The following is a 20055-nucleotide window of genomic DNA, read 5'->3' on the forward strand; positions in this document are numbered from 1 at the left end:
TGCAACGGGCATAAACTCCCCTGTCCGGCAGGCCCGTTGCGGCCATGCCCCTTTCATCCCCGATTTTTTTGAAAGCCCGCCGATGAGCCGCGACGTCCACGTCATCGATCACCCTTTGGTCCAGCACAAGCTCACGCTGATGCGCCGCAAGGACACCAGCACCAAGAGTTTCCGCGAGCTGGTGCACGAACTCAGCGCCTTGCTGGCCTACGAGATCACGCGCGAGATGCCCATGCACGAGATTCAGATCGAGACCCCGCTGGAGACCATGAAATCCCGCGTGATCGACGGCAAGAAGGTGGTGCTCGCCTCCATCCTGCGTGCGGGCAACGGCTTTCTCGATGGCATGCTGCAGGTCATTCCCGGCGCCCGCGTGGGCCACATCGGCCTTTACCGCGATCCGAAGACACTCCAGGCGGTGGAGTACTACTTCAAGATGCCCAGCGGCATGGAGGAGCGCGACGTGATCGTGCTCGACCCCATGCTGGCCACCGGCAACTCCGCCGTGGCCGCGGTGGACCGGCTCAAGCAGACGAACCCTCGGTCGATCCGTTTTGTCTGTCTCGTGACCTGCCCCGAAGGCCTCAAGACCTTCCACGACCACCACCCCGACGTGCCGGTCTACACCCCGGCGGTGGACCGCGGCCTGAACGAACACGGCTACATCGTGCCCGGCCTGGGTGACGCGGGCGACCGGATCTTCGGCACGAAGTGACGCCCACCCCCATCGCTGGCTCGCTGCGTGTAGCCAGCTCCGCCCCTCAAGGGGCAATGTCTGCGGGCCGGCGGAGCCGGACCCACGGCATTCTGGGTTTTGTGCACCTCGCTCCGGACGCGGGGCAACGCGAGCGGCTTGGCAGAGCCAGTTCCGCCGCGTTCTGGGTTTTGGGCATCGCGCTCCGGTGGCCTCACTCGGCGCGCCATGGCTCCACTCCCTCTCTCTCTGGGAGAGGGTTGGGGTGAGGGCTGGGAGCGCGAAGTGCTTCGGTCGACCATTCGTCGCGTTCCCTCCCAAACCGCCCAACGCTACGCGGTTGATCGGCTTGCGTTAAGGTCGCGGCATGGCCGTCACACCCGCTCCTCTTCCTGTCTCCTTCTGGTCCCTGGGCTGGCGTTCGCTGACGCGCGACTGGCGCGCGGGTGAGCTGCGGCTGCTGCTGGTCGCGGTGACGCTGGCGGTGGCGGCGCTGACTGCGGTGGGCTTCTTCGCCGACCGGCTGCAGGGCGGGCTGGCGCGCGACGCGCGGGCACTGATCGGGGGCGATGCGGTGATCAGCAGCGACAACGCCACGCCGCCCGCGTTCGAGCAGCAGGCCAAGTCGCTGGGGCTGCAGACCACGCAGACGCTGGGTTTCCCCACCATGGGCCGCGCGCGCGACGAAGACGGCGGCGCCGCCAAGCTGGTGGCGCTGAAGGCGGTGGACACCGGCTACCCCTTGCGCGGCAGCCTGCGCGTGGCCGGCGGGCCGCAGGCGCCCGATGCGCCCACGCGCGACATCCCCGCGCCCGGCACCGCCTGGGTAGACGCGGCCTTGCTGGTGGCGCTGGACCTTCAGGTCGGCTCGCCATTGCTGATGGGCGACAGCCAGTTTCGCATCGACAAGGTGATCGTGGTCGAACCGGACCGGGGCGCGGGCTTCCTGACCTTTGCGCCGCGCGTGATGATCAACGCCGCCGACCTGCCTGCCACCGGCCTGGTGCAGCCCGCCAGCCGCCTGACCTACCGCCTCGCCGTGGCCGGCAGCGACCCGGCAGTGAAGCAGTTCGTGCAGTGGGCGCAGGCGCAGATCGAGATGCCCGGTGTGCGCGGTCTGCGGCTGGAGTCGCTCGAAGGCGGGCAGCCCGCCATGCAGCAGACGCTGGAGCGCGCCGAAAAATTCCTCAACCTCGTGGCCTTGCTCGCGGCGCTGCTGTCGGCGGTGGCGGTGGCGATCGCGGCGCGCGGTTTTGCGCAGCGCCACCTGGACGACTGCGCCATGCTGCGCGTGCTCGGCCTGTCGCAGGGCACCATGGCGCGCGCCTACACCTTCGAGTTCGTGCTGGTCGGCCTGGGCGCGAGCGTGCTGGGCGTGGTGCTGGGCTTTGCGCTGCACCACGTGTTCGTCTTGCTGCTGGCCGGGCTGGTGGAGTCGGCGCTGCCGGCGGCCAGCATCTGGCCGGTGTTGCTCGGCCTGGGCATGGGGCTCACGCTGATGCTGGCCTTTGGCCTGCCGCCGGTGCTGCAGCTGGCCCAGGTGCCGCCGCTGCGCGTGATCCGCCGCGACGTGGGCCAGCTCAAGCCGGCCACGCTGGCTGTGCTGGGCCTGGGCGTGGCGGGTTTTGCCGCGCTGCTGCTCGCCGCCAGCCGCGACCTGATGCTGGGGCTGATCGCCGTGGGCGGCTTCGCCGCCGCGGTGGCCGTGTTCGCGCTCGCCAGCTACGGCGCGGTGCGCCTGCTGCGCGCCAGCGTGAACGAGGCCACGGCGCCGCGCGCGCTGGTGCTGGCCACGCGCCAGCTCTCGGCCCGGCCGGCCTACGCGGTGGTGCAGATCAGTTCGCTGGCCGTGGGCCTGCTCGCGCTGGTGCTGCTGGTGCTGCTGCGCACCGACCTGATCGCCAGCTGGCGCAACGCCACGCCGCCCGACGCGCCCAACCGTTTTGTCATCAACGTGCAGCCCGAGCAGGGCGAACCGTTCCAGCAGGCGCTGCGCCAGGCGGGCGTGCAGCGCTTCGACTGGTACCCCATGATCCGAGGCCGCCTGGTGTTGGTGAACGGGCAACCCGTGGCGCCCGAAAGTTACGCCACCGACCGGGCGCAGCGCCTGGTGGAGCGCGAGTTCAACCTGTCGCACACGGCGCAACGGCCAACGCACAACGAGGTCACGCAAGGGCGCTGGACCGAAGACGAAGCGGGCGGCCTGAGCGTGGAAGAAGGCCTGGCCGAAGAGCTGGGCCTGAAGCTCGGTGACCTGCTCGGCTTCGACATCGCCGGCCAGCCGGTGCAGGGTCGCATCACCAGCCTGCGCAAGGTGGACTGGGGCTCCATGCGCGTGAACTTCTTCGTGATCTTCCCGGTGGCCGATCTGCCCGACGTGCCCGTGACCTACATCAGCGCATTCCAGGCGCCGCAGGGCAATGCGCAGTTCGACAACGCGCTGGTGCGCCAGTTTCCCAACATCACCAACGTCGACATGAGCCAGACCATTGCGCAGGTGCAGCGCGTGCTGGGCCAGGTGATCCAGGCGGTGGAGTTCCTGTTCGCCTTTGCGCTGGCGGCGGGCCTGATCGTGTTGCTCGCCACCATCACCGCCACGCGCGGCGAGCGCGAGCGCGAATTCGCGGTCCTGCGCGCCGTGGGCGCGGGCTCGCAGCTGCTGCGCAACGTGCAGCGCATCGAGCTGCTCGGCGTGGGCCTGCTGGCCGGTTACCTGGCTTCGCTGGTGGCCATGGCCGTGGGCTGGGCGCTGGCGAAGTACGCCTTCCAGTTCAGCTGGCAGCCTTCGCCACTGGTGCCGCTGGTGGGCAGCGTGGCCGGTGGCCTGCTGGCCCTGATGGCGGGCTGGTGGGGTCTGCGCAGCATCCTGAAAACGCCTGTGGTTGAAACCTTGCGCCGAGCCGCTGTATGACACCGATGAACACCCCTGAATCTCCTGTCTCTCCCACCACGCCCTTTGAATGGATCGGCGGCGAAGCGCGCGTGCGCGCGCTGGTGGACCGCTTCTACGACCTGATGGACATCGAGCCCGCCTACCACGAGCTGCGCGTGGCCCACGGCAGCACGCTGGACGACGCGCGCCAGAAGCTGCATTGGTTTCTCTGTGGCTGGCTCGGTGGCCCCTCGCACTATGAAGACCGCTTCGGCCACCCGCGCCTGCGCCAGCGGCACATGCCGTTTGCCATTGGCGTTCAGGAACGCGACCAGTGGCTGGCCTGCATGGACCAGGCCATGGGAGAAACCGGTGTGCCGGAAGACTTGCGTGCGCGCTTGCGCGAGAGCTTCTTCAAGACCGCCGACTGGATGCGCAACCGGGCCGGCGGCGTCTGAAAGCAGAGCGTCATGAGCGAGCCTGACACCAGCGTGGCACGGACCACGCGCCGCGGCGCGCTGGGCATCACGCTGTTCTGGCTCGCGCTCATGGGCGTGTTCTACCTGGGCTTTGACCAGCTGGAGCGCCGTCAGCAGGCCAGTTATGCGGCCCATGAAGGCGGTGACGGCGAGCTGGTGATCCCGCGCGGGCCGGACGGCCATTTCCGCGTGGCCGGCCGCGTCAACGGCCAGCCGGTCGAGTTCCTGATCGACACCGGAGCGAGCTCGGTCACGGTGAGCGAAGCCTTTGCCCGCAGTGCCGGGCTGGACGGCGGGCAGAGCGTCACGTTCCAGACCGCGAACGGCCCGCTGCCCGGGCGGCTGCTGCGCAACGTGCCGGTGCAGGCGGCGCACCTCGGGCTGCCGGGCACCACGGTGGCCGTGGGGCTGGTGGGTGAAGACGGTGGGCAGGCGCTGCTGGGGCAGGCTTTTCTCTCGCGCTTCGATATCCAGATCCTGCAAGGCGAGATGCGTCTCTTGCCGCGCTGAACCCGCTCAGGCCGGGCGCAGCAGCACCACCATGGCCCCCGCCCCACCGTCCGCGGGGCGCGCCTGCACGAAGGCCAGCACCTCGTTCTTCTGCACCAGCCAGCGCTGCACCCGGCCCTTGAGCACGGGCATGCGGCCTGGCGAGCCCAGACCCTTGCCGTGCACGACGCGCACGCAGCGCAGCCCGTGCTGGTGCGCCTCGCGCACGAAGCGGCCGAGCGCTTCGCGCGCTTCGTCGATGCGCAGGCCGTGCAGGTCGATCTGGCGCTGGATGCTCCAGCGGCCCTCGCGCAGCTTGCGCACCACGTCGGGCCCCAGGCCGGGGCGGCGAAAGCTCAGCTGGTCGTCGGTGTGCAGCAGGGTTTCGACGTCGAAGTCGTCGGACAACGCCTCGCGCATCACGGACGCTTCGTCCAGCTGGCGCTGGCGCGGCAAGGGGTCGACGCCAACACGGTGGTGTGCGACCCGGCCGGGGTCGGCGATGGGCCGCACCGGGCCGACCGCGAGTTCAAACAGCCGGCGTTCCCGGTCGCGGCGCACATGGGCTGCGCGTGCGGCTTCGTGCTGGGCCGCCAGCGCCGCCGCGCGGTCGGCCATGGCGCGCTTGAGCGCTTTCAGGTCGGCCAGGGCGTTGACTTTCATGCGCGGGATTGTCGCGCAGGGGGCTTGTCCCGATCAGATCAAGCCCATTTCGGCCATCGACGTGGCCTGCTCGCGCGTCACGATGAAATGGTCCAGCACGCGCACGTCCACCAGCGCCAGCGCGGCCTTGAGCGAATGCGTGAGCGCTTCGTCGGCGCGCGAAGGGCGGGCCTCGCCGCTGGGGTGGTTGTGCGCCAGCACCACGGCGGCGGCGTGGTGGTGCAGGGCCCTGAGAACGACCTCGCGCGGATACACGCTGGTCTGCGTGAGCGTGCCGCGGAACAGCTCTTCGAGCGCGATCAGCCGGTTCTGGCTGTCGAGGAACAGCACGGCAAACACCTCGTGGTTGCGGGCGCCCAGTTGCAGCTGCAGGTATTCGCGCACCGCCTTCGGGCTGTCGAACAGGGGTTTCTGCTGCAGCTCCTGGGCCAGCGCCCGGCGCGCGAGTTCGAGCACGGCGACCACCTCGGCGCGTTTCGCCGGCCCCAGGCCCTTGACGACCTTGAGCGCCTCGGCCCCGGTGTGCAGCAGGCCGCCGACACCGCCGAAGGTGTTCAGCAGCTCCTGCGCGAGCTGCACCACGTGTTTGCCCTGGATGCCGGTGCGCAGCAGCAGCGCCAGCAGTTCGGCGTCGCTGAGCGCCGAGGGCCCGCGTGCGAGCAGTTTTTCGCGCGGACGCGCGTCGTGGGGCAGGCTTTTCAGCCCGGTTCCGGCAAGGCCATTCATGTTTTTCTCCCTGATCCAGCCTGCTTTTTACAATACGGGGTTCTCATCGGCGCGTTGCCGCTTCCGCCGCCGTGATGCCCGGCACGCCGATTCACCGTATTCACCACCCCGAACCCCCGTCTGAACACCATGTCCCAAGTCCAAGAAGGTTCCTTTCTCACCCTGCACTACCGCATGACCGGTCCGCAGGGCCAGGTGATCATCGACACCTTTGAAGGCCAGCCCGCCACGCTGAGTCTGGGGTCGGGTCAGCTCTCGCCCGCGATCGAGCAGCACCTGATCGGTCTGGAGGAGGGCACCCGCACCGTGATCGATCTGGACGAGGGCGAGGCCTTTGGCGAGCGCCAGCCGGACATGGTGCAGTGGGTGGCGCGCCAGCTGCTCAACAAGCTGGGTGATCCGCACGAGCAGTACGCAGCCGGTGACGTGGTGCAGTTCCCAACTCCCGACGGCCTGGGCAGTTTCGCCGGCTCGGCCGTGGAGGTGCGCGAAGACGGCGCGGTGCTGTTCGACTTCAACCATCCGCTGGCGGGCCAGCCGGTGCGTTTTGAAGTGCAGCTGATCGGGGTGCTGTGATGGACGAGCCGAAAGAAGTCATCCTGGCCGAGCCGCGCGGTTTCTGCGCCGGCGTGGACCGCGCGATCGAGATCGTCGAGCGCGCGCTGGCCAAGTTCGGCCGGCCGATCTATGTGCGCCACGAGATCGTGCACAACACCTACGTCGTCAACGACCTCAAGGCCAAGGGCGCGATTTTCATCGAAGAGCTGTCCGACGTGCCCCCGGGCTCGACGCTGGTGTTTTCGGCCCACGGTGTGAGCAAGGCCGTGCAGGAGGAAGCGCAGGCGCGCGGCTTCAGCATCTTCGATGCCACCTGTCCGCTGGTGACCAAGGTGCACGTGGAGGTGGCCAAGCTGCACAAGGAAGGCTTCGAGTTCATCATGATCGGCCACAAGGGGCATCCCGAAGTCGAGGGCACCATGGGCCAGCTCGACAGCGGCATCCACCTGGTCGAGGACGCGGCCGACGTGGCCCGTGTGACGCCGGCCCAGACACAGAAACTCGCGGTGGTGACGCAGACCACGCTGTCGGTGGACGACGCGGCGGGCATCCTGGCCGCAGTGAAGGCGCGTTTCCCCAGCGTTCGCGAGCCCAAGCAGCAGGACATCTGCTACGCCACGCAGAACCGGCAGGACGCCGTCAAGCTGCTCAGCCCGCAGGTGGACGTGGTGATCGTGGTCGGCAGCCCGACCAGCTCCAACAGCAACCGCCTGCGCGAGGTCGCGCTCAAGCTCGGCACGCCCAGCCACATGGTGGACAGCGCCGACGAGCTGCAGGCCGAGTGGTTCGAAGGCCGGTCCCGCGTGGGCCTGACGGCCGGCGCCTCGGCGCCCGAGATCCTGGTGCGCCAGGTGATCGACCGCATCAAGGCGCTGGGCGCGATCTCCGTGCGCACCATGGACGGCCTGACCGAGACGGTCAAGTTCCCGCTGCCCAAGGGCCTGAAGATCGACGGCGGCGAGGTGGCGCCGCTGCAGCATCTTCATTGACTCCCCCTGCGCCTCAGGGATTGTTCCTCCCCCCGCGCCGCCTGCGGCGTCACCCCCCAGGGGGCGTCAGCAGCGGCCCGGCAGAGCCGGTTCCGCGCTGACTTGGGCTTGGCGTCCTTGGCGCTGTTCCATCCCTGCTCCAAACCTACAATCTCTCCATGCTAGACATCCTTCTCCTCCGCAAAGACCTGGCCGCCGTGGTGGCGCGCCTGGAAACCCGCAAACAGCCCCAGGCTTTCCTGGACGTGCCCGCCTACCAGGCGCTCGAATCGGAGCGCAAGACGCTGCAGACGCGCACCGAAGAGCTGCAGAGCCAGCGCAACAGCCTGTCCAAGCAGATCGGCATGCTCAAGGGCAAGGGCCAGCACGCCGAGGCCGATGCGGTGATGGCGCAGGTGGGCGCGATGAAGGCCGAGCTGGAAAGCTCCGCCGCACGGCTGGAAGTCCTCCAGGCCGAGCTGCAGAACCTGCTGCTGGCCGTGCCCAACCTGCCGCACGAGAGCGTGCCGGTGGGCGCGGGCGAGGAGGGCAACGTGGAAGTGCGCCGCTGGGGCGCGCCGCGTGCTTATGACTTCGAGGTCCGCGACCATGTGGACCTCGGCGAAAAGCTGGGCCTGGACTTCGACACCGGTGTCAAGCTGGCCGGTTCGCGCTTCACCTTCATGCGCGGCCCGATTGCTCGCCTGCACCGCGCGCTCGCCCAGTTCATGCTCGACGTGCAGACGCAGGAACACGGCTACACCGAGTGCTACACGCCCTACATCGTCAACGGCGAGACGCTGCGCGGCACGGGGCAGTTGCCCAAGTTCGAAGCCGACCTGTTCGCCGTCAAGAAGGGCGGACAGGAAGGCGAGGAGATGCCGGACACGCAGGCGCTCTACCTGATCCCCACCAGCGAGGTGACGCTGACCAACGTGGTGCGCGACACCGTGCTGGCCGAAGCCGACCTGCCGATCCGAATGACCGCCCACACCCCGTGCTTCCGCTCCGAGGCTGGCAGCGCCGGGCGCGACACGCGCGGCATGATCCGTCAGCACCAGTTTGACAAGGTCGAGATGGTGCAGATCGTGCACCCCGAAAAAAGCTATGAGGCGCTGGAGGCCATGACCGGCCACGCCGAGGCCATCCTGCAGAAGCTGGGTCTGCCGTACCGCGTGATGAGCCTGTGCACCGGCGACATGGGCTTTGGCGCCAGCAAGACCTACGACCTCGAAGTCTGGGTGCCAGCGCAGGGCACCTACCGCGAGATCAGCTCGGTGTCGAACTGCGAAGCCTTCCAGGCGCGCCGCCTGCAGGCGCGCTTCAAGAACGCCCAGGGCAAGAACGAACTGGTGCACACGCTCAACGGTTCCGGCCTGGCGGTCGGCCGCGCGCTGGTGGCGGTGCTGGAGAACAACCAGAATGCCGACGGCAGCGTGACCGTGCCCGAGGTGCTGCGGCCCTACATGGGAGGCATGGAGAAGCTCACGCCCGCCTGAGATGAAACACCCCCGCCGCGCTTCGCGCGACCCCCTCAAGGGGGCGGCACTGGCCGTCCGGCAAAGCCGGCCCGGCGGTGCCCTGGGTTGGGCTGTTTCATGCGTTGCGGGTGGCGCTCCGGTGCTGTCCGGACGGCACTGTCAGGAGGGGCGGGGCTGAGCCTGGCTCTCTGCCAGCAGCGCGCGAACCACGCTGGCACCGATCTGGTCGCCGGGGTCCAGCCGGGCCAACTGCTCCACCAGAGCCTGCGCGATGCTGCGCTCGCCACGGCGCAGCTGCACGAAGGCCAGGGCCTTGAGCGTGAAGAGCCAGAAGCGCGCGGCACCCGGCGCAGCAAAGTCCGCCTGACCCGGTTGAACGGCCTGCCAGTCGGTGGGCAGACCCGCGGCCCGCGCAGCCGCCGCCAGGCCCTTGCTGGCCGCCTGTTCGGCCTGATCGAGCTCACCCAGACCCGCATGCAGCTTGTACAGCAGGTAGTACACCGGCAGGCTTTGCGGTGCGCTCACGCACGCGGTCCACAGGATCGCGGCGGCTTCCTCGCGCGGTGCCTGGCGCGCCCGGTCAACCAGGTGCTGGATGGTCGGCGAGACCTCGCCGCCAAACAGCTCGGTGGATTCGGCTCCGGTGAGCAGGTTCACCAGACGGCCTTAGGCGCGAGCAGCCGCTCGACCGGCACACCGCCCTCGAGGTGGCTGTTGAAGATCTCGGCCACGTCGGCGTCGGTCACGTTGCGGTACATCACCGCTTCCGGGTAGACCAGCACGTTGGCGCCCTGGTCGCAGGGACCGAGGCAGCCCGAGTAGGTGATCGAGAGCTGGTCGTAGGCCTGGCGCTTCTGCTGCTCGGCCCAGAAAGCCTGCAGCACGGCGGTGCCGCCCTTGCTGGCACACGAGCCGCGCGGGTGTTGCGGCGGCCGGTTCTGGGTGCAGACGAAAACATGGCGTTGAGGACGGGGCATGGCGTTCGCTCCTTCAGCCGAATTTAAAGAGGATGCCGTGCCCGCCGCGCGGGTACTCCCAGTTCACGTTGGTGAACTCCGAGCAGATGATGCGGCAGCTGCCGCACTCCAGGCAGCCGTCGGTGATCAGCGTCACGCTGCCGTTGCCTTCGGCCTTGTAGCAGGAGGCCGGACACACGTAGGTGCAGGACTTCTGGGCGCAGTCGTTGGCGCAGATCTCGGGGTCCTTGATCTGGATGTGGGGCCGGCCCGCGTCGACGCGGTAGCGGTTCTGAAACAGTTTCTCTTCGACATTCACGGCAACGGCGCTCATCGGAAGGCCCTCCAGAGTTTGACGGCGTCACCCACCAGGCCGGTGAGCGAACGCGAGGTGCGGAAGCTGGAAAAGATCTCGCGTTCCTTGGTCTTCTTGTCCACGCCATCGACCGTGAACATCTTGTGCGCGGCCTTGGACACGAGCTCGGGGTAGGTGGTGAAGAACTGGTTGTTCTTGTGGAAGACCTCGGGCATGTCGCGGTACTTGTGCAGGTCCTTCATGACGAAGCTCTTGTCGAGCTCGGTCTTGTAGGACTTGAGCACCGCTTCGCTCATGGGCTTGCCCGCGGCCTTGGCGGCGATCACGGTCTCGGCCGCGAGGCGCCCGGTGGTCATGGCCAGGTTGGAGCCTTCGCGGTGCACCGCGTTGACGAAGCCGCCCGAGTCGCCCACGATCATCCAGCCGTTGCCATACACCTTGGGGATGGCGTAGAAGCCGCCTTCGGGGATCAGGTGGGCCGCGTATTCCTTCATCTCGCCGCCCTGGATCAGTGGGGCGATCGAGGGATGTTGCTTGAGCTTTTCCAGCAGGGCGTAGGGGCTGGTCTTGTTCACGCTGCCCTTGAAGTCGCCCAGCATGCAGCCGATGCCGATGGTGAGGGATTCCTTGTTGGTGTACAGGAAGCCCGTGCCCATCATGCCGTCGGTGATCTTGCCGACCATCTCGATCACCACGCCTTCTTCTTCGCCGATGTTGAAGCGCTGGCGGATCGTGTCTTCGGGCATGAAGAGGATCTCTTTCACCGCGAGCGCGACGTTGCTGTCCTTGATCTCGCCGTGGAAACCGGCCTTGCGCGCCAGCGTGCTGTTCACGCCGTCGGCCATGATCACCACGTCGGCGTAGACGTCGCCGGCTTCGCGGTCGCACTGCACGCCCACCACCTGGTCGCCGTCCATGATGAGGTGGTTGACCGTGGTCTCGCAGATCAGCAGCGCGCCGGCTTCGCGCACCTTGGAGCTGAACCACTTGTCGAACTGCGCGCGGATGATGGTGTAGCGGTTGTAGGGCGGCTTGTTGTAGTCATCGCTGCGGTAGTGTGTGCCGACGAAGCTGTTGTCGTCGAGCACCCAGACGCGTTGCTCGATGATGTGGCGCTCCAGCGGCGCGTCGTCGCGGAAGTCGGGAATGATCTTCTCCAGCGCATCGCTGTAGAGGATCGCGCCCTGCACGTTCTTCGAACCCGGGTATTCGCCGCGTTCGATCTGCAGGACCTTGAGGCCGGCCTTGGCCAGGGTGTAGGCGCAGGCGTTGCCCGAGGGCCCCGCGCCCACCACGATGGCGTCGAATTGAGAGGGTTTTTTCATGGCGTTCCCCAGAGGTGGTGGACGGGATCAGGCAACCAGCGCGCTGCGCTTGGACAGGTGTTCGGCGAACGCCTTGGTCAGCGCGGGCAGCACCAGCATCGCGTTGCCGACGATGCCGTAGTGCGCGAATTCGAAAATGGGGGCGTTCGGGTCGGTGTTGATGGCGACGATCACGTCCGAACCCTCCATGCCCACGCGGTGCTGCACCGCGCCCGAGATGCCGGCGGCGATGTAGAGCTTGGGCCGCACCGTCTTGCCGGTCTGGCCCACCTGGCGTTCGGCCTCGACCCAGCCGGCCTGCACCACAGGCCGCGTGGCGCCGACCTCGCCGCCGAGTACCCGCGCCAGTTCAAACACCAGCTTGAAGTTGTCGGGGTTCTTCAGGCCCTTGCCACCGCTCACGATCACGTCCGCGTAGGGCAGGTTGATCTTGTTGCTGTGGGCGTCGGCGATGAAGTCGAGCAGCTTGGTGACGATCTGCGTCTCGACCATGCCCAGGGTGTCGTGAACCAGGGTGCCGGTGCGGCTGCTGTCGGCCTTGGGCATCAGCATCACGCGCGGGCGCACCGTGGCCATCTGCGGCCGGTAGGCCAGGGTCATGATGGTGCAGTAGAGCGAGCCGCCGAAGGTGGGGCGCGTGGCGGCCAGGGCCTTGGACACCGGGTCGATGTTGAGCTCGGTGCAGTCGGCGGTGAGGCCCGTGAGCAGCGTGGTGGCCACCGAACCCGCGAGGTCGCGACCTTGTGAGGTTGCGCCCAGCAGCAGGATCTCGGGCTTGTACTTGTTGACCAGATCGGTGAGGCCCTTGGTGAAGGGCTCGTTGCGGTAGCCTTTGAGCACCGGATCGGTCACGATGTACACGGTGTCGGCGCCGAAGCTGATGGCCTCGGCCGCGAACTTGTCCAGGTGCTCGTCGGCGCCGCCCAGCAGCACCGCGCCCACCGGGCTGCCCAGGGTGTCGGCGAGCTTGCGCGCTTCGCCCAGCAGCTCCCACGACACGCTGTGCACGTGGCCGCGGTCGTGTTCGACAAACACCCAGACGCCCTTGTAGGCCTTGAGCTCTTCCGACAGTTCGAGGTTGCGGCCGCGGCCGGCGGGGCGCTTGGCGGGTGCCGCGGGGGTGGTGGGGGCGTTCATGCTTCTTCCTTCATCAAGAGATCGGCTTCAAGCGTGGGGTGGCGCGTGAACACCTTTTGCAGCAGGTTCAGCGAGATGTCGCGCAGGTTGGAGGTTTCCAGGTCCAGCATCTCCACCTTCTCGGTGCGCGGCGATGGGCCGAAGACCTTGCTCACCACGGTGGGCGAACCCTTCAGGCCGATCTTGTCGAGGTCCTCGATGGCGGCGTCTTCCTTGCTCCATTTGCGCACCGGGTAGGCGGCGGCGTGGATCATGGCGGGCAGGTTGGCGAAGCGCATCTCGTTGGTGTTCTCCAGCATCGTGATCAAGCAGGGCAGTGCGGTCTTCAGAACCTGCACACCACCTTCGGCGCGGCGCTCGACCGTGATCGTGCGGCCGTCCAGATCGGTCTCGACGATGCGCGACACATAGGTCAGCAGCTGCAGGCCCATGCGCTTGGCGATGCCCGGGCCGACCTGGGCGGTGTCGCCGTCGATGGTCTGCTTGCCGGTGAAGACGATGTCCACCGCCTGCTCCTTGGCGATCTGGCGGATGCCCGCGGCCAGCGCGTACGAGGTGGCCAGCGTGTCGGCGCCAGCGAAAGCGCGGTCCGTCACGAGCACGGCGTCGTCGGCACCGAAGCTGATGCACTTGCGCAGCGCCTCTTCGGCCTGTGGTGGGCCCATGCACATCACGGTCACCTTGCCGCCGAACTTGTCCTTGAGCCGCAGCGCCTCTTCGAGCGAGAACAGGTCGTAGGGGTTGACGATGGCCGGAACGCCCTGGCGCATGATGGTGTTGGTGACCGGGTGGACCCGGATCTGTGCCGAGTCCGGCACCTGTTTGATACAGACGACGATGTGCATGGTTTTCTCCGTTTCGGGGTTCAGGCGACAGCGCGTTGCGGCAGCGATGTTTTCAAGCTGTCCAGCGTGACGTGCTGTTTGCCGCCGACGTCCTGGAACACCTTGAACACCTTTTCCTGCGCCGGCGTGGACTTCACGAAATCGGCGTAGGCCTTGACCAGCTGTTCGCGGTAGACCGTGTAGAGCGCCAGCTCGTCGTCGGCTGAAGGCAGGGTCTGCTGGCGGATGTACTGGAAGAAGCGCTTGAGGATGTGCAGCCGGCTCACGTTGACCACCGACTGCTCGAACGGCACGCCGAAGTACTGCAGGAAATCCTCGGCCGATGACAGGGCCTTGAGCTGTTGAACAAAGTTTTCCATTGGGCGTTACTCCACGGTCGCGGGTTGAAGATGGGGTTTCGCGGTCGCGAACCCCGGTTCGGCACATTGATCGTCACAGACGCCGCAGGCGTTGTCGGCACTGGCCAGGCCCTGGCTGTGGGCCAGGCTGCGCTCCAGCTGGGCCACGCGGTCGAGCAGGCAGGCAATGGCCTTGCCCACCGGGTCGGGAATGAGGTGGTGTTCGAGGTCGAAACCGTGCGTGGTGCGGCGCGCGGGGGCGACGACACGGCCCGGGATGCCGACCACGGTGGCACCGGCCGGCACGGCCTCGATCACCACCGAATTGGCCGCGACCCGGGCGCCGTCGCCCACCTTGATCGGGCCCAGGATCTTGGCGCCCGCGCCCACCACCACCTGGTGGCCCAGGGTCGGGTGGCGCTTGCCGGCGCGCCAGCTCGTGCCGCCCAGCGTGACGCCGTGGTAGAGCGTGACATCGTCACCGATCTCGGCCGTTTCACCGATGACGACACCGGTGCCGTGGTCGATGAAGAAGCGGGCGCCGATACGGGCACCGGGGTGGATGTCGATCTGCGTCAGCGCACGCGACACAAACGACAGCCATCGTGGCAGGTAGCGCCAGCCGCGGGTCCACAGCGCGTGGGCCAGGCGGTGCAGGGCGATGGCCTGCAGGCCGGGGTAGATGGTCCAGACTTCGATCAGGCTGCGCGCGGCCGGGTCGCGGGTGAGCACGCAGCGGGCGTCTTCGCGCAGCAGGCTCCACCAGCCTGCGGGCGCTGCTGCGCCGGTAGCTGTGGTGTCGCTGCTGCCCTGTGCGTTCATGCCCGTCCCCAGGCCGGAGCCACGTGGGCCATGTTGTGCGCGTCCATCAAAAAGCCGCGCAGCTCTTCGGGTGTGGCTTCCTGCTTCACGCGCATGGCGTGTTCGCGGATGCGCGCCAGCACGCGTTCGGTCAGCGCATCGTCTTCGATGGCCAGGCCCATGGCGCCGAAAGCCAGGCGCACGGCCTGCGAGCCCGAGTGTTTGCCCAGCACGGTGCGGCGCTCACGACCGAGTTCACCCGGGTCGAAACCTTCGTAGGTCGAAGGGTGCTTCTGCAGACCGTCGATGTGGATGCCCGACTCGTGGGTGAACACGGCCTCGCCGACGATGCTCTTGTTGAAGGCCACCGAGCGCCCCGAGGCGCGCGCCACGAGCTGCGAAATGCCGAGCAGGGCGTGGGTGTCGACGCCGGTGTCGGTTTGCTGCAGATGGCGCGCGGCCATCACCACTTCTTCCAGCGCGGCGTTGCCGGCGCGTTCGCCCAGGCCGTTGACGGTGGTGTTGGCGTGGGTCGCGCCGGCGCGCGCGGCGGCCAGGGTGTTGGCGGTGGCGAGGCCGAGGTCGTCGTGGGCGTGCATCTCGATGTCCATGTCCACCGCGTCGCGCAAGCGGGCGATGGCGTCATAGGTAGCAAAGGGGTCGAGCACACCCAGGGTGTCGGCGAAGCGGATGCGGCTGGCGCCACAGGCCTGGGCGCGGCGCGCGACTTCAATCAGGAAGGCACTGTCGGCGCGCGACGCGTCTTCGGCGCCGAACGAAATCTGGCGACCGCTTTGAGCGGCTTTGCTGATCAGACGCGTGACCTGCTCCAGCACCCATTCGCGCGACTGGCGCAGCTTGTATTGCAGGTGGATGTCGGAGACCGGCATCGAGAGGTGCACGATCTGCGCGTCGCAGCGCAGCGCGCTGGCCAGGTCGGTCTCGGTCAGGCGGCCCCAGATCATCAGCTTCGCCGGCAGCTTCAGCGCGGCGATGGCGTTGATGCAGGCGATCTCTTCTTCGCCCATGGCCGGGATGCCGATCTCCATCTCCGGCACACCCGCAGCCGAGAGGGCCGTGGCGATGGCGCATTTCTCGGACACCGTGAACGCCACCCCGGCGGTCTGTTCGCCGTCGCGCAGCGTGGTGTCGTTGATGATGAGATTGCGTGGCATGTGAGCGGCATCCTTTGCCGGGCTTGATCGCAAGCACCGTGCCACCTGTTTGGGGCCTTCAAAACCGGCTTTTCCGCGTCGCATGGGGCGGGTTTGTCGGATCTGGTCTGCTGGGCGTGTTCTGCCCATGTTTGGCCTCTGTCGGAAATGTGTTGTTTCGAACAGCACAGATCTGGTTCTCTTGGGCTGCACCTCGCGGCTGCGGCAGGCGCTGTCCGGTGGGGCTCATCCGGGGTGGTCGGCTGCGCCGACTTCGCTGTGTTCGCCCGTCCGGGGCCGGCGCGGCCAAACTCGCTGCGTTCGCTGCGCTCTCTCCGCTCAAACAGTGGCCGCGAGTCAGTCAACGATGCGCGCACTTGCGCGCCCGACCCCAGACGGGCGAACACAGCCAACCCGGAAAATCGCCCCCACCGGACAGCGCCTGCCGCAGCAGGAAGTGGTTGGGTATTCCACCGTTGGAGCGCCCAAACCCTTGTTGCCAAGGTGTGGGTGGGTAGGTCGCAGCGCGCTTCGTCAACTGACTTGTCGCACTTGTCTGAGCGGAGAGAGCGCAGCGAACGCAGCGAGTTGTGCGACGGGCCATGGCCGCGAGCATCGCAGGGCAGTCGGTGCGCAGCGCCCACCGCCTCACCGAAGCGTTGCGGCCTGCCCGCACACGCCTTGGCTCGCGAGGTGCAACGACCGAGATCAGCGGTTGACCTGTCAGTGCTCCCGCGCATGGTTGCGCGTATGCAGCGGAAACTCGATCACCAGATCGGCCTCGCGCAGCTTGACGCAGCAGGCCAGGCGCGACTGTGCGTCCAGCCCCCAGGCGTGGTCGAGCTGGTCTTCTTCGTCGTCCTTCGGTTTGGACAAGGAGGCGCCACCTTCGCGCACATAGACGTGACAGGTCGCGCAGGCGGCCACCATCTCGCAGGCGTGTTCGATGGCGATGCCGTGGTTCAGGAAGCCCTCGCACAGGGACTCGCCCTTGTGCAGTTCGATCTCGCGCCCTTCGGGACAGAGGTCGGGGTGCGGCAGCAGGCGGACTTTGGGCATGGGGTTCCTGGTTCCTAGGGGATCAAGCTGTCCATGGCGCGGCCCGCCAGTGCTTTCTGGATCGACGCGTTCATGCGCCGCGCCGCAAAGGCGTCGGTGGCAGCAGACAGCGCGTTGGTGCTCAGGCGCAACGCTTCCACCGGAGCCTCGGTCTCCAGGCTGTCGGCCACGCTGTAGATGGCCTTGCGGATGGCTTCAGTTTCGCTGGGGTTGAGCAGACCGCCGTCTTCCGCGAGCGCGCTTTCGGTCGCGTCCAGCAGCCGCCGCGCGTCGATCTGGGCCTCGCGCAGCGCGCGCAGCCGCATGTCGGACTGCGAGGCTGCGATCGCGTCCTGCAGCATGGAAGCGATCTGCTCGTCGCCCAGTCCGTAGCTCGGCTTCACTTCGATGTGCGCCTCGATGCCGCTGCTCTGTTCGCGTGCGCTGACCGAGAGCAGGCCGTCGGCGTCGATCTGGAAACTCACGCGGATGTGCAGCGCACCGGCCACGGCGGGGGGCAGGCCGCGCAGCTCGAAGCGCGCCAGCGAACGGCAGTCGGCCACCGATTCGCGTTCGCCCTGCACCACGTGCAGCGACATGGCGGTCTGGCCGTCCTTGAAGGTGGTGAAGTCCTGCGCGCGCACGGTTGGCAGGGTGGAGTTGCGCGGAATCACCTTTTCCACCAGGCCGCCCATGGTCTCGATGCCGAGCGAGAGCGGGCACACGTCGAGCAGCAGCCACTGGTCGCCGCTGCCGTTGCCGGCGAGCACGTTGGCCTGCAGGGCCGCGCCGATGGCGACCACCTGGTCGGGGTCGAGATCGGCCAGGGGTTCGAGGCCGAAGTAGTCGCGCACCGCGTCGCGCGCGATCGGCATGCGCGTCGATCCGCCGACCAGCACCACGCCGGTGATCAGGGCGGTGGAGAGCTGCGCATCGCGCAGCGCGCGTTTGGTGGCGCTGAGCGTGCGTGCGATCAACGGTGCACCGAGCGTGGCGAACTGCGCGCGCGAAAGAATGGCCGCCAGCGACTGGCCGTCGGCCAGCGTGAGGCAGAGCTCGGCGCTGTCGTGGCTGGAGAGCTTTTCCTTCGCCGCGCGCGCTGCCGTGAGCAGGGCGCGCTGTTGCGAAGGCGGCAACGCGGCCACGCCGTTCAAACCGTGTTCGGCGCAGAACCAGGCCGCGATGGCGCTGTCGAAGTCGTCGCCACCCAGGGCCGAGTCGCCGCCAGTGGACAGCACTTCGAACACACCTTGCGTGAGTTTGAGGATGGAAATGTCGAAGGTGCCGCCGCCGAGGTCGTAGACCGCGAACGTGCCTTCGGCCTGCTGGTCCAGGCCGTAGGCAATCGCCGCGGCCGTGGGTTCGTTGAGCAGGCGCAGCACGTTCAGGCCGGCGATGCGTGCCGCGTCCTTGGTGGCCTGGCGTTGCGCGTCGTCAAAGTAGGCCGGCACGGTGATCACGACACCCGAGAGCGGACCACCCAAGGAGGCTTCGGCGCGTTGGCGCAGCGTGTTCAGGATCTCGGCCGACACCTGCACCGGCGAGCGTTCACCCGCCACGGTGTGCAGGCCCACCATGCCCGGCCCGTCCTTGAACTGGTAGGGCAGGGCAGCGGCGTCTTTCAGATCGGCCAGCGAGCGGCCCATGAAACGTTTGACCGAGACGATGGTGTTGTGCGGGTCGATGGCCTGCTGGGCCTGGGCTTCACGCCCGACCACCGTGGCACCGTCTTCCAGGTAGCGCACCACCGACGGCAGCAGCATGGCGCCGTGTTCGTCAGGCAGGCACTCGGCCACCGCGCTCTTGACGCTGGCGATCAGGGAGTTGGTCGTGCCCAGATCAATGCCCGCGGCCAGGCGGTGCTGGTGAGGCGCAGCGCTTTGTCCAGGTTCAGCGATTTGAAGCAAAGCCATGGTGATCTTTGGTTAGAGCGAAAGAAGAAAGACAACCAACAAAAAAACGAAACCCGGCGTGAGGGGTGCTTTCACACTGCAAAGGACTCGCCACATCCGCAGCTGTTTTTCGCGTTCGGGTTGTTGAACTTGAAGCCTTCGTTCAGGCCTTCTCGCACAAAGTCGAGCTCGGTGCCGTCCAGCATGGCCAAGCTCTTGGCGTCGACGATGAGCTTGGTGCCGGAAGTCTCGAAGCACTGGTCGTCGGGGTTGAGCACGTCGACGAATTCCAGCGCGTAGGCGAAGCCCGAGCAGCCGCTGGTCTTGACCGCGAGGCGCAAACCGATGCCGCTGCCGCGTTTGGCCAGCGATTTTTCAACGTGCCGCGCGGCGGCAGGGGTGAGACTGACCTGCATGGAAATCTCCTGAGGGTTCAGACTGAGAAAGAGCTGCCGCAGCCGCAGGTGGTTGCGGCATTGGGGTTGTGGATCACGAAGCGCGAGCCTTCCAGGCCGTCTTCAAAATCGACCCGTGCGCCCAGCACGTACTGCTGGCTCATGGCGTCGACCACCAGGGCCACGCCGGCGGTCACGGTCAGGGTGTCGTCTTCGTTGACCTGGTCGTCAAAGGCGAAGCCGTATGAGAAACCCGAGCAGCCACCGCCGGTCACGTACAGGCGCAGCTTGAGGTTGGGGTTGCCCTCTTCGACGATCAGTTCGGCCACCTTGGCCGCGGCCGCTGGCGTGAACTCCAGCATGGGCGGCATGGCGATGGGGTCGGCGGGGGTTGAGGCAGCGGCAGCGACTTGCATGGTGGTGACTCCGGTGGTGTGTGACAGGGGTGGGGATTCAGCGCGTGCTGGAGGCGCAGGCGGGCTGCTCCGACACCAGGGTGGCGGCTTCGCCGGTGGCCTGGCGCGAGCGGAAGTCGGCCACGGCCGCCTTGATCGCGTCTTCGGCCAGGATGGAGCAGTGGATCTTCACGGGCGGTAAGGCCAGCTCTTCGGCGATCTGCGAGTTCTTGATGGCCAGCGCTTCGTCCAGCGTGCGGCCCCGCACCCACTCGGTGACCAGCGAGCTCGACGCGATCGCCGAGCCGCAGCCATAGGTCTTGAACTTGGCGTCTTCGATCACGCCCTGGGCGTTGACGCGGATCTGCAGGCGCATCACGTCGCCGCAGGCCGGCGCGCCGACCATGCCGGTGCCAACGCTGGCGTCGTTGGCGTCAAAGGCGCCCACGTTGCGCGGGTTTTCATAGTGATCGACGACTTGTTCGCTGTAGGCCATGGTGCTTCTCCGGGTGGGTGTGTGACAAAACGAATGG

23 protein-coding genes are annotated in these 20055 nt (G+C 67.4%); 7 read left to right on the forward strand and 16 right to left on the reverse strand.

The window, feature by feature from the left end; translation table 11 throughout:
* The first annotated feature begins 82 nt into the window (after positions 1 to 82).
* The 4 genes from upp to ACN5W5_RS00100 all read left to right on the forward strand — a co-directional run bounded on the left by upp (position 83) and on the right by ACN5W5_RS00100 (position 4555).
* Positions 83 to 715, forward strand: a complete 633-nt coding sequence (upp, locus tag ACN5W5_RS00085) for a uracil phosphoribosyltransferase (protein ID WP_177138597.1) — start codon at positions 83 to 85, stop codon at positions 713 to 715.
* Between the two features lie 346 nt (positions 716 to 1061).
* On the forward strand, positions 1062 to 3605 hold the full coding sequence (locus tag ACN5W5_RS00090) for an ABC transporter permease (RefSeq protein ID WP_420046593.1): 2544 nt from the start codon (positions 1062 to 1064) through the stop codon (positions 3603 to 3605).
* Positions 3606 to 3610: 5 nt separating this feature from the next.
* Positions 3611 to 4024, forward strand: a complete 414-nt coding sequence (locus tag ACN5W5_RS00095; protein WP_420046594.1) for a group II truncated hemoglobin — start codon at positions 3611 to 3613, stop codon at positions 4022 to 4024.
* 12 nt (positions 4025 to 4036) lie between these two features.
* Positions 4037 to 4555 (forward strand): retropepsin-like aspartic protease family protein, encoded by a 519-nt coding sequence (locus tag ACN5W5_RS00100; protein ID WP_420046595.1) that lies wholly within the window; start codon positions 4037 to 4039, stop codon positions 4553 to 4555.
* Between the two features lie 6 nt (positions 4556 to 4561).
* On the opposite strand, the gene ACN5W5_RS00105 is transcribed toward ACN5W5_RS00100, so the two are convergent.
* A complete protein-coding gene (locus ACN5W5_RS00105; protein WP_420046596.1) occupies positions 4562 to 5197 on the reverse strand; it encodes a Smr/MutS family protein in 636 nt (211 codons plus the stop codon).
* Between the two features lie 33 nt (positions 5198 to 5230).
* On the reverse strand, positions 5231 to 5923 hold the full coding sequence (gene radC, locus ACN5W5_RS00110; RefSeq protein WP_420046597.1) for a RadC family protein: 693 nt from the start codon (positions 5921 to 5923) through the stop codon (positions 5231 to 5233).
* Between the two features lie 129 nt (positions 5924 to 6052).
* On the opposite strand from radC, the gene ACN5W5_RS00115 reads away from it, so the two are divergent.
* From ACN5W5_RS00115 to serS, 3 genes are all read left to right on the forward strand, one after another.
* Positions 6053 to 6499: an FKBP-type peptidyl-prolyl cis-trans isomerase gene (locus ACN5W5_RS00115; protein WP_420046598.1), complete on the forward strand. Its 447-nt coding sequence runs from the start codon at positions 6053 to 6055 to the stop codon at positions 6497 to 6499.
* Positions 6499 to 7470: a 4-hydroxy-3-methylbut-2-enyl diphosphate reductase gene (ispH, locus tag ACN5W5_RS00120; RefSeq protein ID WP_420046599.1), complete on the forward strand. Its 972-nt coding sequence runs from the start codon at positions 6499 to 6501 to the stop codon at positions 7468 to 7470. The genes ACN5W5_RS00115 and ispH overlap by 1 nt, the downstream gene beginning before the upstream one ends.
* A 158-nt stretch (positions 7471 to 7628) precedes the next feature.
* Positions 7629 to 8948 carry a serine--tRNA ligase gene (serS, locus tag ACN5W5_RS00125; RefSeq protein ID WP_420046600.1) on the forward strand — a complete coding sequence of 440 codons (1320 nt, stop codon included), beginning with the start codon at positions 7629 to 7631 and terminating at the stop codon, positions 8946 to 8948.
* Positions 8949 to 9089: 141 nt separating this feature from the next.
* On the opposite strand, the gene ACN5W5_RS00130 is transcribed toward serS, so the two are convergent.
* The 14 genes from ACN5W5_RS00130 to iscU all read right to left on the reverse strand — a co-directional run bounded on the left by ACN5W5_RS00130 (position 9090) and on the right by iscU (position 20018).
* The gene (locus ACN5W5_RS00130) at positions 9090 to 9587 is read right to left on the reverse strand and encodes a hypothetical protein (RefSeq protein ID WP_420046601.1); all 498 of its coding nucleotides are present in this window, start codon (positions 9585 to 9587) and stop codon (positions 9090 to 9092) included.
* Positions 9584 to 9907, reverse strand: a complete 324-nt coding sequence (locus ACN5W5_RS00135) for a (2Fe-2S) ferredoxin domain-containing protein (protein ID WP_420046602.1) — start codon at positions 9905 to 9907, stop codon at positions 9584 to 9586. The genes ACN5W5_RS00130 and ACN5W5_RS00135 overlap by 4 nt, the downstream gene beginning before the upstream one ends.
* A gap of 13 nt (positions 9908 to 9920) precedes the next feature.
* Positions 9921 to 10220: a ferredoxin family protein gene (locus tag ACN5W5_RS00140; protein WP_177138575.1), complete on the reverse strand. Its 300-nt coding sequence runs from the start codon at positions 10218 to 10220 to the stop codon at positions 9921 to 9923.
* The gene (locus ACN5W5_RS00145) at positions 10217 to 11527 is read right to left on the reverse strand and encodes an FAD-dependent monooxygenase (protein ID WP_177138573.1); all 1311 of its coding nucleotides are present in this window, start codon (positions 11525 to 11527) and stop codon (positions 10217 to 10219) included. Before ACN5W5_RS00145 ends, ACN5W5_RS00140 begins: the two co-directional genes overlap by 4 nt.
* A 27-nt stretch (positions 11528 to 11554) precedes the next feature.
* Entirely contained in the window at positions 11555 to 12664 is a 1110-nt protein-coding gene (locus tag ACN5W5_RS00150) for an electron transfer flavoprotein subunit alpha/FixB family protein (protein WP_420046603.1), read from the reverse strand.
* On the reverse strand, positions 12661 to 13509 hold the full coding sequence (locus ACN5W5_RS00155; RefSeq protein WP_420046604.1) for an electron transfer flavoprotein subunit beta/FixA family protein: 849 nt from the start codon (positions 13507 to 13509) through the stop codon (positions 12661 to 12663). Before ACN5W5_RS00155 ends, ACN5W5_RS00150 begins: the two co-directional genes overlap by 4 nt.
* Before the next feature lie 20 nt (positions 13510 to 13529).
* Positions 13530 to 13868, reverse strand: a complete 339-nt coding sequence (gene nifW / locus ACN5W5_RS00160) for a nitrogenase stabilizing/protective protein NifW (RefSeq protein ID WP_177138567.1) — start codon at positions 13866 to 13868, stop codon at positions 13530 to 13532.
* Positions 13869 to 13874: 6 nt separating this feature from the next.
* Positions 13875 to 14669, reverse strand: coding sequence for a serine O-acetyltransferase (cysE, locus tag ACN5W5_RS00165; protein WP_420046605.1), 795 nt, complete (start codon positions 14667 to 14669; stop codon positions 13875 to 13877).
* Complete coding sequence (gene nifV / locus ACN5W5_RS00170) at positions 14666 to 15823, reverse strand: homocitrate synthase (protein WP_420046606.1); 1158 nt, start codon at positions 15821 to 15823, stop codon at positions 14666 to 14668. The genes cysE and nifV overlap by 4 nt, the downstream gene beginning before the upstream one ends.
* Positions 15824 to 16525: 702 nt before the next feature.
* The gene (gene fdx, locus ACN5W5_RS00175; RefSeq protein WP_420046607.1) at positions 16526 to 16861 is read right to left on the reverse strand and encodes an ISC system 2Fe-2S type ferredoxin; all 336 of its coding nucleotides are present in this window, start codon (positions 16859 to 16861) and stop codon (positions 16526 to 16528) included.
* Between the two features lie 14 nt (positions 16862 to 16875).
* Positions 16876 to 18753, reverse strand: a complete 1878-nt coding sequence (gene hscA, locus ACN5W5_RS00180; protein WP_420046608.1) for a Fe-S protein assembly chaperone HscA — start codon at positions 18751 to 18753, stop codon at positions 16876 to 16878.
* Positions 18754 to 18824: 71 nt separating this feature from the next.
* The gene (iscA, locus tag ACN5W5_RS00185; RefSeq protein ID WP_420046609.1) at positions 18825 to 19148 is read right to left on the reverse strand and encodes an iron-sulfur cluster assembly protein IscA; all 324 of its coding nucleotides are present in this window, start codon (positions 19146 to 19148) and stop codon (positions 18825 to 18827) included.
* A 17-nt stretch (positions 19149 to 19165) separates the two neighbouring features.
* Positions 19166 to 19543, reverse strand: coding sequence for an iron-sulfur cluster insertion protein ErpA (erpA, locus tag ACN5W5_RS00190; RefSeq protein ID WP_177138558.1), 378 nt, complete (start codon positions 19541 to 19543; stop codon positions 19166 to 19168).
* Positions 19544 to 19580: 37 nt separating this feature from the next.
* Positions 19581 to 20018 (reverse strand): Fe-S cluster assembly scaffold IscU, encoded by a 438-nt coding sequence (gene iscU / locus ACN5W5_RS00195; RefSeq protein WP_177138556.1) that lies wholly within the window; start codon positions 20016 to 20018, stop codon positions 19581 to 19583.
* Between the last annotated feature and the right edge of the window lie 37 nt (positions 20019 to 20055).

Origin of the sequence: Hydrogenophaga sp. ZJX-1, from assembly GCF_048590325.1 — a bacterium.
In the GTDB taxonomy this organism is placed as follows: domain Bacteria; phylum Pseudomonadota; class Gammaproteobacteria; order Burkholderiales; family Burkholderiaceae_C; genus Hydrogenophaga.

Coding starts and splice junctions, on each gene's coding strand:
- cysE (WP_420046605.1), bottom strand. CDS start 14,669: ATGAACGCACAGGGCAGCAGCGACACCACAGCTACCGGCGCAGCAGCG.
- fdx (WP_420046607.1), bottom strand. CDS start 16,861: ATGCCCAAAGTCCGCCTGCTGCCGCACCCCGACCTCTGTCCCGAAGGG.
- nifV (WP_420046606.1), bottom strand. CDS start 15,823: ATGCCACGCAATCTCATCATCAACGACACCACGCTGCGCGACGGCGAA.
- ACN5W5_RS00145 (WP_177138573.1), bottom strand. CDS start 11,527: ATGAAAAAACCCTCTCAATTCGACGCCATCGTGGTGGGCGCGGGGCCC.
- ACN5W5_RS00115 (WP_420046598.1), top strand. CDS start 6,053: ATGTCCCAAGTCCAAGAAGGTTCCTTTCTCACCCTGCACTACCGCATG.
- ACN5W5_RS00100 (WP_420046595.1), top strand. CDS start 4,037: ATGAGCGAGCCTGACACCAGCGTGGCACGGACCACGCGCCGCGGCGCG.
- ACN5W5_RS00105 (WP_420046596.1), bottom strand. CDS start 5,197: ATGAAAGTCAACGCCCTGGCCGACCTGAAAGCGCTCAAGCGCGCCATG.
- ACN5W5_RS00095 (WP_420046594.1), top strand. CDS start 3,611: ATGAACACCCCTGAATCTCCTGTCTCTCCCACCACGCCCTTTGAATGG.
- iscU (WP_177138556.1), bottom strand. CDS start 20,018: ATGGCCTACAGCGAACAAGTCGTCGATCACTATGAAAACCCGCGCAAC.
- radC (WP_420046597.1), bottom strand. CDS start 5,923: ATGAATGGCCTTGCCGGAACCGGGCTGAAAAGCCTGCCCCACGACGCG.
- ACN5W5_RS00150 (WP_420046603.1), bottom strand. CDS start 12,664: ATGAACGCCCCCACCACCCCCGCGGCACCCGCCAAGCGCCCCGCCGGC.
- ACN5W5_RS00155 (WP_420046604.1), bottom strand. CDS start 13,509: ATGCACATCGTCGTCTGTATCAAACAGGTGCCGGACTCGGCACAGATC.
- hscA (WP_420046608.1), bottom strand. CDS start 18,753: ATGGCTTTGCTTCAAATCGCTGAACCTGGACAAAGCGCTGCGCCTCAC.
- upp (WP_177138597.1), top strand. CDS start 83: ATGAGCCGCGACGTCCACGTCATCGATCACCCTTTGGTCCAGCACAAG.
- nifW (WP_177138567.1), bottom strand. CDS start 13,868: ATGGAAAACTTTGTTCAACAGCTCAAGGCCCTGTCATCGGCCGAGGAT.
- erpA (WP_177138558.1), bottom strand. CDS start 19,543: ATGCAAGTCGCTGCCGCTGCCTCAACCCCCGCCGACCCCATCGCCATG.
- ispH (WP_420046599.1), top strand. CDS start 6,499: ATGGACGAGCCGAAAGAAGTCATCCTGGCCGAGCCGCGCGGTTTCTGC.
- ACN5W5_RS00135 (WP_420046602.1), bottom strand. CDS start 9,907: ATGCCCCGTCCTCAACGCCATGTTTTCGTCTGCACCCAGAACCGGCCG.
- iscA (WP_420046609.1), bottom strand. CDS start 19,148: ATGCAGGTCAGTCTCACCCCTGCCGCCGCGCGGCACGTTGAAAAATCG.
- ACN5W5_RS00090 (WP_420046593.1), top strand. CDS start 1,062: ATGGCCGTCACACCCGCTCCTCTTCCTGTCTCCTTCTGGTCCCTGGGC.
- serS (WP_420046600.1), top strand. CDS start 7,629: ATGCTAGACATCCTTCTCCTCCGCAAAGACCTGGCCGCCGTGGTGGCG.
- ACN5W5_RS00140 (WP_177138575.1), bottom strand. CDS start 10,220: ATGAGCGCCGTTGCCGTGAATGTCGAAGAGAAACTGTTTCAGAACCGC.